The sequence below is a fragment of the Bacillus sp. CH_70 genome, from assembly GCF_038007045.1.
GTDB classification, from domain to species: Bacteria; Bacillota; Bacilli; order Bacillales; family Bacillaceae_G; genus Bacillus_A; species Bacillus_A cereus.
The window spans coordinates 2,330,893-2,347,373 of sequence record NZ_JBBOWL010000001.1; the positions used below are offsets into that span (position 1 = coordinate 2,330,893).

The window sequence follows — 16,481 nt, forward strand, 5'->3', positions numbered from 1 at the left end:
GATGGATTTTCTACATTAAAAGCTATACTTGCTGTTGAAGAAGAAACATTGTCTAAAGGTATGTTTTTACCTTTTAAAAGTCGTTTGAATCCCTTCAATAAAACATCCAAAGAGTCCTCTATTATTGGGGTTTTAAAAGTTTCTGGTACAATCATTCTTACTAAAATATCTAAATACAATCTATATTTTTTCTTTTAGCAATCCATACATGCCCATCACCTTCAAAATACAGAATTACCTTAAATAATAAAAGTTCAGCGGCTTTTCTGTTTTTATTTGTAAATGAACACATTATACTTGGCCAATTATTGTGCAACCTTTTCGAATAAATGATTTTCTTTATTTGAAAATAAGGGTGCATCTATAAAACCATAATGATAAACTAAAATACCTAATTCCACTCTAGAATTAATATGCCATTTTTCTTTAATATGATTAATTATCGTTGAAATTCTTCGAGGGGTAACATATATTTTTTTTGAAATTTCTACATCTGTAAATCCTTTTGCTACATAAATAGCCACTTCTAACTCTCTTTCGGTCAACATTCTTTTCATAAAATACGCTCCTTCGAAATTATCTATATAAAAATCAAAAGAAACTATTAAAAGAAATAAAGGTGAAAAACCATATTTATTTTAATCTGGCTATTTGCGGGTAGTAAGACTCCCACCTCAAAATTTAGATGTGGCAAAGAAGTCGGACTCCCTGTAAAAGCCTACCTGGAGTGGACTAATAATCAGTGATGATGAATAAAACTCCCATTAATTATTAGTGAGCCATATTTTAATAATTTCTCGTATTGTGATACAAGTTTGTAAAAGAAACTATAAATCCATATAGTTAGTAATTGTAACTATATTAATTTTACATTACATTAAAAGTTGGAAAATATTCTTATACTCATAAAGTGTTACATTTGAGGGAGGAAAGATGGAATTCTACAATCTTGGTATTATTATTAAAGAACTTAGAAAGAAAAAAAACATGTCACAATCTGAATTATGTCATGGAATATGTTCACAAAGCCAAATTAGTAAGATAGAAAAAGGTATTAGTTATCCATCTAGCATATTGTTGTATCAATTATCTGAAAGACTTGGTATTGATCCAAATTATATATTTGCGCTAACGAAAAACAAAAAAATAAAATATATTGAAAATGTAAAATGTGTAATGAGAGATTGTGTGAAACAAAAAGAATATAATGAGCTTTACGAAATAGTGAAAAAAGAGAAAAACGAAAATAATTTCCAATCAAAAGAAGATAAACAATTTCTATTATGGCATGAAGCGATTGCTATATATTATGTAAATGGAGCAACAATTAATGCTTTTGACATTTTAAATAGAGCACTAAAACAAACCTTAAGTAGTAGTAACTTTTTATCAGAAAAAGAAATAAGCATAATGAATTCAATTGCTATAATACATGCAGAAAATGAAGACTATGAGAAAAGCATAAATATATTAAAACAAAGTTTAATTAATTTTAATAAGATAGAATTCCCTAGAGAAAAAGAAATCAAATTAAGACTCATTCATACGTTAACAAAATGTTTACACCTTGCAAATCAATATGAAGAAGCAATAAAGTATAGTGAAATAGGCATAAAATTAGCTATAAATATGAATACTTTATACTTATTAGGTGAATTGTTTTTTGAAAAAGGTGCAATTTTATTAAAAGTTCAGCACTCTAATGAAGTTGGTTTAACATACATAAAAAAGGCATTATTTATATTTGAATTAACAGAAAGAAAACAATATATAAAAATGATCAAGGATAAATATATTAAAAATCAAGAATAAACAAGAAATAATTCTAACATAAGTTATTCCTAATTGGTATTTATTCCTAAAAAAAGTACTGTAATACGAACTATTCCTAATTGTTATTTATTGCTAAAATAAATACCGTAATATTAGATAAATATAAAGGGTGGCATTTTATGAAATCAAGAGGAATTACTCGTAAAGCAGATAGCATGGGGCGTATTGTTATTCCAATGGAAATAAGACGGAGTTTAGGAATTGTAGAAAAAGATTCTCTTGAAATGTTTATAGAAGAGGACCAGATTATTTTACGAAAATATCAATCACCAAGAGCTTGTACACTTACAGGGGATATTTCAGACAGCAATATTTCGTTAGCGAATGGGAAGATTATTGTAAGTCCAAACGGGATGGAACTGTTAATAAAGAAGTTACAGCAATATCTTTTAAAATAAAAGGTAAGTAAGAAATTTAAAATAGAATATACTTGGAAAAAGGTCCTCTATCACCATTTAGGGGACCTTTTTATTGTTATCAATAAAATTGAGAGGCCGTAGTTGGTTCAATGAAATACGAATTACGTTATGAATAGTCTGACTATTTTTTATAAAAAAACTATTCATTTACATTTTTTGGTTTCGTGTTATATTTTTAGTGTTAATATATTTATCTTGAAAATTCTGATTTTAAACTCAGGAAAACTTTAGAAAATGAATCAGATTTTCAAATTAAATTTGCCAATTTAACGGAGATTCGTGGGGGAAATGTGACTAAGAAGAAATCTCTTATACTCCACGTTTTTTATTTGTAAATTGGTAGTTCTAATAGCTTTGAAGAAAAGCAAAGGAGCAAAAAAGAAGTAGGTAGTTCATTCAATAGAAGATATGGTGTGAAAAAATAAAACAACGGAGGTTTTATAATGAATAAAGGAACACTGCAGATTACAGAAATCGAAGAAATTAGCATTCCTAATGTATTGAAGGATAAAATGAAGAATCTAATAGACCATGAATTAAAAACTCATAATCCTTATACTTGTGATCAAGAAATAGCTGCAAGCTTTTCAAGAGAGTGGCTTAATTGTTTGATTGATTATTTAAAGAAAACTTCGAATTCAGACATGAAAAAACTACTACATATGATAAAAGTTGCGAATTGTGGTGGGAACGTACCACCTACTCTTATTAAAAATATTCCATGTGATCCTATGGAAACCCTATTACCTGGGGAGAATCGCAAAGGTTTTAATTATGGTGAAGACGAAGACGATAGAATGAAAAAATATTTTTATGCAGAATGGGTCACATGGCTATTCGCCACACTTTTTAATTATGATGCTTTAATTCACCCATCCGAACATGCAGGGAAAAATAGATTTCACCTCATTTCCCCTTTGAACAACGATGAAGTTTTGCGAAATGTCGGTGCAAGCACCGGTGGTGGGAACTTTTATCAACATAACGATGCCACAGTGTATACAGATATGAAAGACCAATCAGATATTGAAGCAAGATTGAAAACATTCAATACGAATTTAGAAATTGTATCAAATAGACTTAATAAATCCGTGGAACAAATAGTGTCTGAAATTACTTGTGGAAAATTTACTAGAGTTGATGCTCTTTTATTAAAAGGAGTGTTAAATTTAAAAACTCAAACTCATATTGGAACGCCAAAATTACTTCAAAAGCATCTTGAAGAAAATCACTTCAGTAAAGATGATATATTGGCGATAAGTAAAATGCCTATTGCTCATATCGCAGGAATGGCGGATGGTGAAATATCTGGATTTGTAGGGGAAATAAACCAAATTATATTTTTGGATGATAATGGTGATATTATTGCAACTTGTTTGAATGGAGCAGAAAATAGATTGATTTATGTGGGAGAAAGTGAAGAAGAAAAATTGAAATTTGACATATTTTTAGAACTCTTACGAACAACGCCCACTTATAAGGTTCCACTTACATCTGAAGATTTATTAATTATTCCAAATTCATACTATGATAAACAAACAAATGTAACTCATGGTAGGGAAAGGTTATCTGAGGAAGAATATAAAATCCCGATTGGAGATAATAAGTACGGAAGAAGAATTGTTTGCAGGCAGTACGTTTCCAGCCGATTACGTGATCAGAAAGAAAGTTACTTTACAGATATCATTAACTAGTTTAAAGAGAGGAGGGGCGATGGGGAGGTTTGGGTTATAATAGCTCAAGCCTGCCCCTATTCTTTGTATGGATTTTACTATTGAATTACTCATACTACTATTTTTAGTAGCTGTATTAGCAGGATGGATAGATACAATTGCTGGGGGCGGTGGTATGATAACTATCCCGATAATGTTATTAGTAGGTATGTCTCCTTCTGTAGCGATAGCAACTAATAAACTACAAGGGAGTAGCGGAACCCTCATGGCAACAATGATTTTTATTAAGAAGAAAGAAATTAATCTCAAAGATATGCGTTTGTCCATCTTAATGACCTTTTTTGGATCCGTTTTCGGTGGATGGCTTGTTTTACAGATACGGGCAGAATATCTAATTATGATATTACCTTTTTTACTTATTATTATTGGTCTTTATTTTCTATTATCTCCAAATATAGCAAACGAAGATCGACCGAGAAAAATAAGTATGTTGTTGTTTGCGTTAACAGTGGCTCCGTTACTTGGATTTTATGATGGTTTCTTCGGCCCTGGAACAGGTAGCTTGATTGCTTTAGCGTTCATTCTCTTATGTGGATATAGTGCTACACGGGCAACTGCAAATGCTAAGATTTTGAATTTTACAAGTAATTTCGCTGCTTTGTTGTATTTTATTATTTTTGGCCAAATCGATTGGACAATTGGATTGATTATGATGCTTGGTCAAATTATAGGATCATATATTGGGGCGAAGATGGTGCTTACAAAAGGGACGGCATTAATACGACCAATAGTGGTTATTGTTTGCTTTGTCATGGCAATTAAAATTTTTTTACAAAATATAAACTGAATGTAATCAATATATTATTTGGATCAAAGTTAGAGTGTTTTCATGTTCTTATTGCAGTATTACGCTGTTTAAGATGTGTTCAAAATTACACAATTTGACTAGTGTAATGTATTGCGTTATGCTTTTTTTAGTATAAAAGAAAGGCTTGAAGATAATGATTCGTCGTTTGAGAAAGCTAAAAAATGTAGCTGTCGTAGTAAGCTTCTAAGTAAATAGCAAAATATATAATACTTAGAAGCGAGGAATAAAGTTATGAAGTATCCATTATTTAATCATTGGTCAGAAACAAAGTATATAAAAGATATAGTAACAAATCCACTCATTGAAGTGGGAGAGTACTCCTATTATTCAGGCTATTATAGTCATCAAAATTTTGAAGATGGCTGTGTAAGGTATTTGTGGGGGGATGCTAAGTCTCAAGCACTTTTCAATCCAATTGAACAGATGGGATGGTATCTTGATAAACTCATTATTGGGAATTATGTTTGCATTGCAAGTGGAGTAGTCATTTTAATGGGTGGTAACCATAATCATCACTCAGAATGGATTACAGTATATCCATTCGCTGAGCAAATTGAACAATCATATGAACCTAAGGGTGATACAGTCATAAAAAGTGATGCTTGGATTGGAATGAATGCTATAATAATGCCTGGCGTTACTATTGGTGAAGGGGCAATTGTTGCTGCAGGATCTGTCGTAAGTAAAGATGTTCCGCCGTATACAATAGTTGGTGGAAATCCTGCTAAGGAAATAAAGAAACGATTCACTGATACAGAAATAAACATGTTAATGGAAATGCGTTGGTTTGATTGGGATAGGAAATTGATTGAGAAGGCAATTCCGCTGTTATCTAGTCCATCCATCGAACCATTATTTGCTTTTTATAAAAATGAAGTGAAAAATAAATAAATCTGTTAGAAAAACTACATCCAGTATAGGGTGTAGTTTTTTTATTACAAAAAACTAATAGTTTAGACTAAAGAAAATTCATCTCTAATATAAGTCTAGCAAATAGCTGAATTGAGTAATTAAAATCCTTGATAGCTAATAAAGCATTAACGGGCAGTAAGACCACAACTGATTAAAGTTTCACTTTATTTTTTGTACATGTGGAACAAATGTATTATTTAGATTGTCTATTAATTGTAATCCTAAAAAATATGAAAGTACGAATCATTTTGAAAAATATAAGGGGATTAAAAATAGTGATATGTGTGGGAATACAAAGTATTAGGGCACCTAAAAGTGTCGGATGAGATGGTCTATATGAAAGCGATTCTAATGTCTTATATGTATATACAATTTGAGAACACTGTCTATTTTTTGAGATTATGTTAGAATAACGCTTTTTTTGAGTATAAAAATATTGGAGGTAACAGAAGTGAAAGGTATGTTTTGCAAGAGATTTATTGCAATAGTAACAGTGCTTACACTATTTTGTAGCATGTTCGTTACATTTGGAAGAGCAGCAGCGGAAACAGTTTCTGCTATAGAGGTTGAAGCAGGATCAGCAATTTTAATAGAAGCAAATTCCGGGAAAATTTTATATGAAAAAAATGCAGATGAATCATTGGCAATTGCTAGTATGACAAAAATGATGAGCGAATACTTAGTTCATGAAGCGGTGGATAAAGGAAAACTTAAATGGGATCAAAAAGTTAAAATCTCTGAATATGCACATAAGATTTCGCAAGATCGCTCATTATCAAACGTTCCATTAGAAAATGGTGGCTCTTATACGGTAAAAGAGTTATATGAGGCAATGGCAATTTACTCTGCAAACGGTGCAACAATTGCTTTAGTTGAAGAGATTGCTGGTAAAGAAGTCAACTTTGTAAAAATGATGAACGATAAGTCGAAAGAATTTGGAATGAAAGATTATAAATTTGTAAACTCTACAGGCTTAACAAATCACGATTTAAAAGGATATCATCCAGAAGGGACAACTCTAGACGAGAAAAATAAAATGTCTGCAAGGGATTGTGCAATTTTAGCACAACGTCTTATTCAAGATTTCCCCCAAATATTAAATACAGCAAAAATTCCTAAAAAAACATTCCAAGAGGGTGGTAAATATCCAATTGATATGGCGAACTTTAACTGGATGTTAAAAGGTTTAATTAAGCAATATGAAGGTGTAGATGGTTTGAAAACAGGAACGACTCCAGAAGCGGGAGATTGTTTCACTGGTACAGTAGAAAGAAATGGTATGCGCCTAATTTCTGTAGTGATAAAAGCAAAATCTCATACGGCACGTTTTGATGAAACAAAGAAATTATACGATTATGGATTTGCGAATTTTGAAGTGAAGAATGTCTACAGAAAAGATTCAGTAGTAAAAGGGCATGAAACAGTGCGAGTAGCAAATGCAAAAGACAAAGATGTAGTAGTTCAAACGAAGCAAGCTGTTTCACTTCCAATGCCGAAGGGCAATAAAGACATTTATAAAAAAGAATTTAAAGTATTGAATAAAAAACAAGAAGTGCCTATTAAAAAAGGTGTAACAATTAGTAAAATGATTATCTCGCCTAAAGATACTACAGATCCTGGGTTCTTATCAGGTAAATCATTACAAATAGACCTTGTAACAAAATCTGATGTGGAACAAGCAAATTGGTTTACACGTTTTATACGTAAAACAGGATCTTTTTTTAGTGGTATGTGGGATAGTGCGATTGATATAGTAAAAAGCTAATTTTATAGGATACAACTAAATGTTTCACTTTATAAAAATTTAATAAAATCTTTTCTTTGTATTAAATATTTTGTTTTACATTATGTATATAAAGAAATGGAGGTCAAATTAACTTTATACTGCTTATATTAGGAATTTAAAGAAAGAATATGTACAATTCTCCCACTACATTCTTATATTGGCCTTTATGAACAGCAAAATTTACAATTTACAAGGAGAACATTTTATGAGTAAGAGAATAAAAGAATTAGATTCCATACGAGGGTTAGCGGCACTTACTGTGGTATTTGGACATTTTTGCTTAATGCTACCATCGTTGCCTAATTCTATTAAATTTTCCCCGCTTAGGTTTTTATGGGCGGGTGGGGAAGCTGTTATCGTTTTTTATGTACTAAGTGGTTTTGTGTTATCTATGGCACTTTATCATTCAAAAACAAATTATTGGGGATATTTAATTAAGAGATTTGTAAGAATCTATATTCCTTATTATTTTTGGATAATCGTTACCTTTGTTTTATTTATTTTATTTTCGTCGTATGAAGTGGTAGGATTACGGGATTGGTTCTATGATAGGTGGCAAGGGTCTATAACAAAATTAGATATTCTAAACCACTTTGTGCTTCTTAATAACTTTTTTACGGAAAATTATAATCCAGTTATTTGGTCATTGGCTCAAGAAATGCGTATATCTATTGTGTTTCCTTTGTTATTCCTTCTTTTTTATAAACTGAATTGGAAGAAAACGATACTATTTGCATTGAGCTTTTCTTTAATTAGTGTTGTTCTTAATATGTTGCATATTGGGAAAGCTGAAGGATTTTATAATGGTTATGCTGATACACTGCATTTTACATCTATGTTTATGGTTGGAATGTTACTTTTTAAGTATCAGGAAAAACTTATCTACTCATATAGGAACATGAAAAAATTTAAAAAAGGATTTCTTATTGCATTAGGGATTATTCTATATTTATATTCCATTTTAATTTATGGTTTTTCCCGTAATGATACAACTTTCTTATTAAAAGATTGGGGTGTCGTAATGGGGGTTAGTATATTTATTATAATGGCTATGAGTAACCTAAAAGTAAAAGCATTTTTAAATAAGAGTGTATTTGTATATTTAGGAGAAATTTCATACAGTATCTATTTGTGTCATTTTCCAATCATGATGGTATTATTTAAACTTTTGTATACAAAGATACCTATCTTTTTCCTTCTTACTTTGTGCATTGCAATGACACTACTTTTTTCTATAGTTTCATATCATTTAATCGAAAAGAAATGTATCAACTGGGCAAAACAAAGAACAATAAATTTTTTGAAAAAAGTATAATTTCTAGATAGATTTTATCTCTTTAGTAAATATATGAATATGACCGATTCTTAAGTATACTTAGGAATCGGTCAATTTTGGATTCTAAATATAAATATAGTAAAGTGGAATATAATTGAAATCGAAAACCACTTAGAAATAACAATTACGGTGTGAGCTATTGTATAGTATAGATATGGTTAATAATAAAGGGGGAATACATATGTGGAAGCGATTTGTAGCAATTGGCGATAGTTTTACAGAGGGGATAGGGGATGAAGTTGAGGGAATTGCATTAAAAAGCTGGGTAGATCATTTTGTTCAACTGTGTGAAAACGATATAGAATATGCCAATTTTGCAAAGCGTGGGTTAGTAACTAAAGAAATTCGCTCGCAGCAATTGGAAAAAGCGCTAACTTTTAATCCAGATTTGGTTAGTCTCATTGCAGGGGCAAACGATGTTTTAAAAGGACGTTGGAATCACGATGCATATAAGAACGATATGGAATTTATGATAAATACATTAAGTAAAGCAGGGGCTGATATTATTATAGCAAACCTTCCAGATTTTACAGTTAGGCTTCCTTTTGCTTCTGAAAAAAACAAGTAATAAAAGAACAATTATTAGAGGCAAATGAAGTTATACATTCACTGAGCAGAGAGTATAAGCTTCATCATGTTGATTTTTGGAATCATCATTTAGTTAATGATAATACGCTTTGGTCTAAGGATTTAATTCATCCAAACTCAAAAGGATATGTAAAAGTTGCTGAATTAATTTTTAGTAGTTTGCCTGTACAGAAGGCAAAATAATAGTTTGCAATTTAACGAATATGATATTAAGTGTATGAAGTTATGTTTTTTAGTAAATGGAAAGAACTAAACATTTAGCAAACAAAGCGTTTCTACGATATATTTCTACAGTAGTGCACAAATACAGAATCACAAAGAAAGATCACTTATGGAAATAGGTGGTCTTTAAATGTTTTTATAACTAAATTAGTATATACTGTATTACTAACAGTTTCGTACTACATAAAAATTAAGTTCTCTTATAGAAAAACTGATTTTATATTATCTTAAAATATAATAAAACGTTCAAATCATATTTTGGGTATGTATCTTAATTGTGAATGATGTGTAATTTTTTTGAAGTATAAATATCCAATAAATAGAATAGGTAGTAGGTGCAGAAGTATTAATACTATATTATTCAATTCTTGTTATGAGTACATTAGTGATTGGTAATATTATATTTTTGTTATCAACTTTAGTTATTGGAATTAATTTGCATAGAAAATATGTAGGATTAGAAAAAATATACTTTATTGTATATTTTTTTGTTTAGTTGGATTTACGGTCTCTTTAAACTATTATGTTAATAAAATTAAAAAACTTAATTCTTAATACCCTTATGGTTAAAGCTAACTATAAAATGAAAATATAACTAAATAATAGTTTGTTATGATTTGTGGATTTGGTTTTTTTATCCGAATTTTCTGATTCAAATATTTCAACTTTATGAATATAGTAGGTGAAATATTTGTGTGATAGTATTTGAGATAGAAAAAAGCCAACTTTAAAAAGGATGTGAATTGAATGTGTAAACGACTGTAAAGGGTTATATTAAGGCAACGTTTAGCTGTTATTAGTGTAAGGTAAAGATATATTTTGTAACAGTTGATATAAAAATGAAGGAATAGGTACGCTTTCGTTTGTCTGACTATTTTAAATATACGAAAAATAATACCGGTTTGAGTTTTGACGAAGTTAAATTCTAGGTGAGATGTCAATAATGATTAATTAGGTTTAATAAAGAGGTACCTTATACGCAAAAGCGTTTATATTAGTAACCTAAGGAGCTTGCTTTTATGAAAACTACTGATTCAAAAGGCCTATTAGGAAATAGGGTTTATTTACAAGTTTTCTCTGCCTATTCATTGCTTATGCTTGGTGTTTTTATTGATATGTTAGCGATTATGACTATAGTTGGGTTTGAATGGGAAGTAGATCCTACTATGATTGGATTGATTCCTGTTGCATATGCACTTCCTGGAATTATTTTTGGCTCATGGGCAGGTGTTATTGCGGATCGTTTTAGAAAAATTCCAATTATGATGTTCTGTAATCTAATGGTTGGTCTAATAACAATTGCTCTTTTATTTGTACAAGATATCCACTGGCTCTTAGTGGCATTAATGATTCGTTCCATTTTTATTGTTTTCTATTATCCTGCACAGCAAACACTAACAAGACAGATTGTATCCCCGGACTTGCTTACTAAAGCAGTAAGTATCAACGGAATAGTAGAGCAGGGTACAAAGATAGTAGGCCCACTTATAGGGGGCATGTTGCTGAGCTGGTTTCAACCAGAGTTCTGCCTCATTATAAGAGCTATAAGTTGTTTATTAGCTACCTTAGTTCTGATACCCACAATAAAATTTAAAGAAACTATATCGAAAGAATTTGTTGAAAAGCAAAAACAAAGTACTTGGACTGCTTGGGTACAAGGGTGGGGTTATGTGTTATCTAATCGGATAATATTATCAACCATGATTTTCGTTACAATAGCCATGGCAGTATTACAATTAGTAGACTCACAATTCCCAACTTTATTTAAGAGCTTATTCCCACATGATAAAAGTAAAATGGGATATATCATTTCTATTATTGGTCTTGGCGGAATACTTGGTGCATTACTAACTCAGAAATTAAAACAATTTCAATATGGCTGGGTAGTATGTGGAGGTATGGTTTTAATGGGAATTGGTTTTGGGGGGATTGGTTTGATAACGCCCGGTACGGTCTTCGTTTTAGCTTATTTAATTAGTTTTATCGCTGGTATCGGAAGTGGGCTGATGCTTGTATCTAATCAAGTCATTTTACAAATAGAATCCGATCAAGATCAAGTAGGAAGAGTATTTGGTATACAAAGCAGTTTAACAAACGCAGTTCTAATTATTTCTCCTGCTATGAGTGGTCCATTAGTGCATTTGTTTGGAGTAACTCAACTCTATGTTTATGGAGGGATTGGGCTTGTTATTATTGGAGTAATTGGAGTTTCACTGCAGAAATATTTATGGGCTAAACATAAACACGAACCTATAAGAGCAAATAATTTTTGAAGGGAAGATTTTTATGACCAATGAGGAATGCTATCCATTAAGCCATCCGCAGCGAAGAATATGGTATACAGAAGTCGTTCATTCTGATAAAGGAATATGTAATTTAAGATTTTTATTTAAACTTCATCGAAAAATGAATTATTCAAAATTAAACCAAGTTGTGAATCGCGTTATCAGTGAAAATGACGGTCTGTGCATTAGGTTAAAAGAAAATGGGCATCAGGAACCGAAACAATATTTTACTAAACATGAAGAACAAGAATTTGAGTTTTTTGATTTCAGTAATGTGGAGAATACAAATTTGCTTGAGGAATGGATTGAGCAGAAAACAAAAGAAACGTTTACATTATTTAATTCAAATTTATACTATTTCGCTTTAATAAAATTAAACGATAATGAATGTGCAGTCTTTGGAAATGTTCATCATATTATTATGGATGGTTTATCAATTCAAATATTTACTGAGCAGATTGCAAAATATTATTATGACATGCATAACGAGAATGAGGAAGGCGAAATTAAAAATTCATATGTTCAATTTCTGACCAACGAACAAACATACTTGAATAGTAGTCGCTTTCAAAAAGATCAAAAATTTTGGTTAGAGGAATTTAAAACACTGCCATCTGTGACTGGATTGAAGCCTTATAATACGTACCAAGTTAGTACAAAAGCATCACGTGAGACGTTTATATTAACGGAACATTTGAAGAGAAAGATAGAAAAATTTTCTGAAGATTACAAAAATAGTTTATATACTCTTTTTGTTGCTGCTTTTTCGTTGTCCATGTATCGGTGGACCTCATCGCTTGATATTGGTTTAGGAATGGCTTACGGCAACCGTATGAGTAAAATGGAACGAAAATTGATTGGAATGATGGTGAGTACAGTTCCTTTAAGAATTGATATTGATCCAGAAGAAGAAGTACTTTCATTTATTAGTAGAGTGTCCAGAAAACAAAGTAAATCATTAAGACATCAGAAATATCCATTTGATTTGTTATTAAAGCAGATTAATAAAGAGAATAACAGTAATGTGAGACTTTTCGGAACTACGATTGATTATAGGGATCGTGATGAAAGTGGTGACTCACTATGGATTCCAAACCGTGAAGAAGTACAAGATTTTGCAGTTCATATTGAAAATCTAATTGATATAGACTCTTTACATGTACATATTGATTATCGTGAGGAGCTATTTTCTAAGGAAGAGATAGAACGATTCTTTAACGTTATGCTAGTGATACTGGAAAATATTTTTGAAAACCCAAAGCAGAAGGTGGCTGAAATAGAAATCATTTCTGAGGAAGATAAAAGAAAAAGTTTAGTTGAGTTCAACAATCCTAAACTGGATGTCCCACCTCAAGTAACTATTCATGAAATGTTCGAACGGCAAGCGATGATTTATCCAAATGCTATTGCAGTTACGTATGAAAAAGAAAAAATTACTTATAAGGAGCTTAATGAACGTGCAAACCAGTTAGCTCATTATCTGCAGAAAAAGGGAGTAGGACCTGATACTTTAGTTGGACTGTGCGTTGAACGTTCCCTCGAAATGATTGTAGGTATTTTAGGGATTTTGAAGGCTGGTGGGGCTTATGTTCCACTTGATCCTACATACCCAGAGCAGCGACTTCAATATATTTTAGAAGATGCTAGCATTCAGTTATTCGTAACGCAAGAAAGTTTAAAAGAATTGAACTGGTTACCAGAAAATGTTGAGTCGATTTGCCTGGATCGTGATCAAGATGAGATTGGGAAAGAAAGTAAGACTTTGCCGGTTTCTAGTGTCGGTCCCCAAAATCTGGCATATGTAATCTATACTTCGGGATCAACGGGAAATCCAAAAGGCGTTATGATAGAGCATCACAATGTTATACGGTTATTTAAATCGACGGATTGTTTGTATCAGTTTAACGAAAAAGATACTTGGACGCTTTTTCATTCGTATGCATTTGATTTCTCAGTATGGGAAATTTGGGGAGCGTTATTATATGGTGGGAAATTAGTTGTTGTTCCGTACTGGATTAGTCGATCACCTAAGGATTTTTATCAATTATTGGTGGAGGAAGAAGTCACAGTTCTAAATCAGACACCTTCCGCATTCCGCCAATTAATACGAGTGTGTGAACAAGAAGATAAGAATAAAAATTTGCAGCTGCGTTACGTGATATTTGGCGGAGAAGCGTTAGAACCTATTGGCTTGTTACCGTGGTTTCAAAGGTATGGGGAGAAAAAAACACAGTTAATTAATATGTATGGAATTACAGAAACTACAGTTCATGTTACATATTATCCAATTACTCAAGATGATGTGCAGCATGCTTCAAGAAGTAATATTGGAAAGCGGATTCCCGATTTAGAAGTGTATATACTAGATGCTTATCAACAACCTGTTCCTATAGGTGTTGATGGTGAACTTTATATTGGTGGAGCAGGATTGGCACGTGGATATTTAAATAGACCTGAATTAACAGCAGAGCGTTTTATATCTCATCCATTTAGTAGTAATCCGAAAGAAAGATTATACCGGACAGGAGACTTAGCTAGGTATTTGCCAGATGGGAATCTAGATTATCGTGGAAGAATTGATCATCAGGTTAAAATACGTGGTTTCAGAATTGAGATTGGGGAAATTGAGTCTACTTTAAATACATATGCATCTGTAACAGAGGCAGTTGTAATTGTAAGAGAAGATCAGCCGGGCGATAAAAGATTAGTAGCATATGTTGTAGGAGATGGAAATGTAGATGCGTGGAGAGAGTATCTTAAAGCGAAACTACCAAGTTATATGGTTCCTTCGGGATTTGTGGCGATGGAAGCTATTCCACTTACAGCTAACGGTAAAGTTGATCGTGAGGCCTTACCTATGCCAGAGGAAAAGCAGATTAATAGTGAATGTGTTGGCCCTCGGAATAGTAACGAACAGATACTGACTACCATTTGGAAGCGAGTATTAGGTGTTAAAAAGGTGGGAATCTATGATAATTTCTTTGAAATTGGTGGCGACTCGATTCTCAGTATTCAAATCATATCTCAAGCAAGTCAAGTGGGGTTAAAACTTACTCCAAAGCAAATGTTTGAATGCCCAACTATCGCTGAGCTGGCACAAGTGGCTATAGAAACGCAGGGAGTACAAGCGGAGCAGGGAATTGTGATAGGTGATGTGCCTCTTACTCCAATTCAGTGCTGGTTCTTCGAGCAAGAACATCCACATACAGAGCATTGGAATCAATCAATGCTTTTAAGAGTAAAAGAAAGATTGAATGTGAAATTACTAGAGGGAGCGATATTAAATTTACTGAAACATCATGATGCTTTACGTTTCCGGTACGAACAGTTACCAAACGGAACGTGGAGGCAGAGAAATGAAGGGACTGATGAGCTGTCAGTACTCCATGTTGTAAAACGTAATCAAGTTAATGAAAAAGAGTGGAATAAAATAATACAAGAAGAGATGAACATTAATCAAGCTAGTTTCAATTTAGTTACTGGTCCGTTAATGAGAGTAGTGTACTTTGAAGATAACTTGACTGGAAATGATCGAATATTCTGGGTGATTCATCATTTAGTAGTAGATGGAGTGTCATGGAGGATCCTATTGGAAGATTTACAGGTGGTATATAACCAGATGAAACAAGGTCAAGAAGTTCGCTTACCTGCGAAAAGTACATCTTTTAAAGAGTGGTCTGAACGACTCCAGACATACAGTGATTCGGGTATTTCAAAAGAAGTACAAAATTATTGGAATGAACAAGTAGAAAAAGAAACGATGAAAATTCCAATGGACTATCCAATACAAGAAACAACAGAGGAATCGATTGATCAAGTGACGAGGACTCTAGGAATAGAAGAAACACAAACATTGTTATACGAAGTTCTAGTCACTCATAAGACAAGGATTGATGAGGTACTATTAACGGCATTAGGACAAGCTATCGTTGATTGTATAAATCAGCAAACCGTTTCTATTCATCTAGAAGGACACGGAAGAGAAGAGATGATTGAAGGTATTGATTTATCAAGGACAGTGGGCTGGTTCACGAGTATTTATCCCGTTCATCTCAATTTTCAAGGAACTCAGACACCTATTGAAGGGTTAAAGGCTGTCAAAGAACAGTTACGTCGAATTCCAAATCGCGGAGTTGACTATGGTATTTTACGTTACTTGAATAAAGGATTACTTCCGTTTTATCAGCAAAAGCCTTCAATAAGCTTTAACTATTTGGGCCAATTTGATCAGGTGTTTTCAAGGGACTCTTTGTTTATGCAAGAGACAGGATTTACATTTTTAGATCATGCTCCAGATTCCAAACCATCTCATCTAATTGAAGTTATCGGAATGGTGAAAGATGAAAAGTTACATTTTATTTGGATGTATAGTAGGGAACAGTTTTCTAAATTAAAAATTCAAGTGATAGCAGATGGTATGTTAAGGCATCTCCGTCAACTTATAAATAAACCAACAACAGAGTCTGCTTTTACGGTATCAGATTTTGCTGATGCAGAGGATCTTACGGAAGAAAGCTTAAGCAAAGTATTACTTAAATTAACAAAGAAGAGGGTGTAAA

10 protein-coding genes and 1 pseudogene are annotated in these 16,481 nt (G+C 32.2%); 10 read left to right on the forward strand and 1 reads right to left on the reverse strand.

Annotation, left to right across the window (positions count from 1 at the left end):
* Nucleotides 1-305: 305 nt before the first annotated feature.
* The gene (locus tag N2V79_RS11975) at nucleotides 306-557 is read right to left on the reverse strand and encodes a response regulator transcription factor (protein ID WP_000827555.1); all 252 of its coding nucleotides are present in this window, start codon (nucleotides 555-557) and stop codon (nucleotides 306-308) included.
* Nucleotides 558-933: 376 nt separating this feature from the next.
* On the opposite strand from N2V79_RS11975, the gene N2V79_RS11980 reads away from it, so the two are divergent.
* From N2V79_RS11980 to N2V79_RS12025, 10 genes and pseudogenes are all read left to right on the forward strand, one after another.
* Nucleotides 934-1,812 carry a helix-turn-helix domain-containing protein gene (locus tag N2V79_RS11980; protein ID WP_340719892.1) on the forward strand — a complete coding sequence of 293 codons (879 nt, stop codon included), beginning with the start codon at nucleotides 934-936 and terminating at the stop codon, nucleotides 1,810-1,812.
* A 140-nt stretch (nucleotides 1,813-1,952) separates the two neighbouring features.
* Complete coding sequence (locus tag N2V79_RS11985) at nucleotides 1,953-2,231, forward strand: AbrB/MazE/SpoVT family DNA-binding domain-containing protein (RefSeq protein ID WP_254488534.1); 279 nt, start codon at nucleotides 1,953-1,955, stop codon at nucleotides 2,229-2,231.
* Nucleotides 2,232-2,695: 464 nt separating this feature from the next.
* A complete protein-coding gene (locus tag N2V79_RS11990; protein ID WP_098678374.1) occupies nucleotides 2,696-3,946 on the forward strand; it encodes a hypothetical protein in 1,251 nt (416 codons plus the stop codon).
* Nucleotides 3,947-4,013: 67 nt separating this feature from the next.
* Nucleotides 4,014-4,772, forward strand: coding sequence for a TSUP family transporter (locus N2V79_RS11995; protein WP_254488528.1), 759 nt, complete (start codon nucleotides 4,014-4,016; stop codon nucleotides 4,770-4,772).
* A 252-nt stretch (nucleotides 4,773-5,024) separates the two neighbouring features.
* Nucleotides 5,025-5,684 (forward strand): CatB-related O-acetyltransferase, encoded by a 660-nt coding sequence (locus N2V79_RS12000; RefSeq protein WP_340719893.1) that lies wholly within the window; start codon nucleotides 5,025-5,027, stop codon nucleotides 5,682-5,684.
* A 472-nt stretch (nucleotides 5,685-6,156) separates the two neighbouring features.
* The gene (locus tag N2V79_RS12005; protein WP_071729962.1) at nucleotides 6,157-7,470 is read left to right on the forward strand and encodes a D-alanyl-D-alanine carboxypeptidase family protein; all 1,314 of its coding nucleotides are present in this window, start codon (nucleotides 6,157-6,159) and stop codon (nucleotides 7,468-7,470) included.
* A gap of 187 nt (nucleotides 7,471-7,657) precedes the next feature.
* Nucleotides 7,658-8,806: an acyltransferase family protein gene (locus N2V79_RS12010; RefSeq protein ID WP_088024106.1), complete on the forward strand. Its 1,149-nt coding sequence runs from the start codon at nucleotides 7,658-7,660 to the stop codon at nucleotides 8,804-8,806.
* Nucleotides 8,807-9,008: 202 nt separating this feature from the next.
* A pseudogene (locus N2V79_RS12015) lies at nucleotides 9,009-9,598 on the forward strand (SGNH/GDSL hydrolase family protein).
* A 1,058-nt stretch (nucleotides 9,599-10,656) separates the two neighbouring features.
* Complete coding sequence (locus N2V79_RS12020; RefSeq protein ID WP_000858613.1) at nucleotides 10,657-11,910, forward strand: MFS transporter; 1,254 nt, start codon at nucleotides 10,657-10,659, stop codon at nucleotides 11,908-11,910.
* Nucleotides 11,911-11,923: 13 nt separating this feature from the next.
* On the forward strand, nucleotides 11,924-16,480 hold the full coding sequence (locus tag N2V79_RS12025; protein ID WP_340719894.1) for an amino acid adenylation domain-containing protein: 4,557 nt from the start codon (nucleotides 11,924-11,926) through the stop codon (nucleotides 16,478-16,480).
* Nucleotide 16,481: the final 1 nt, after the last annotated feature.

Coding starts and splice junctions, on each gene's coding strand:
- N2V79_RS11975 (WP_000827555.1), bottom strand. CDS start 557: ATGAAAAGAATGTTGACCGAAAGAGAGTTAGAAGTGGCTATTTATGTA.
- N2V79_RS12020 (WP_000858613.1), top strand. CDS start 10,657: ATGAAAACTACTGATTCAAAAGGCCTATTAGGAAATAGGGTTTATTTA.
- N2V79_RS12025 (WP_340719894.1), top strand. CDS start 11,924: ATGACCAATGAGGAATGCTATCCATTAAGCCATCCGCAGCGAAGAATA.
- N2V79_RS12000 (WP_340719893.1), top strand. CDS start 5,025: ATGAAGTATCCATTATTTAATCATTGGTCAGAAACAAAGTATATAAAA.
- N2V79_RS11990 (WP_098678374.1), top strand. CDS start 2,696: ATGAATAAAGGAACACTGCAGATTACAGAAATCGAAGAAATTAGCATT.
- N2V79_RS11985 (WP_254488534.1), top strand. CDS start 1,953: ATGAAATCAAGAGGAATTACTCGTAAAGCAGATAGCATGGGGCGTATT.
- N2V79_RS12010 (WP_088024106.1), top strand. CDS start 7,658: ATGAACAGCAAAATTTACAATTTACAAGGAGAACATTTTATGAGTAAG.
- N2V79_RS11980 (WP_340719892.1), top strand. CDS start 934: ATGGAATTCTACAATCTTGGTATTATTATTAAAGAACTTAGAAAGAAA.
- N2V79_RS11995 (WP_254488528.1), top strand. CDS start 4,014: ATGGATTTTACTATTGAATTACTCATACTACTATTTTTAGTAGCTGTA.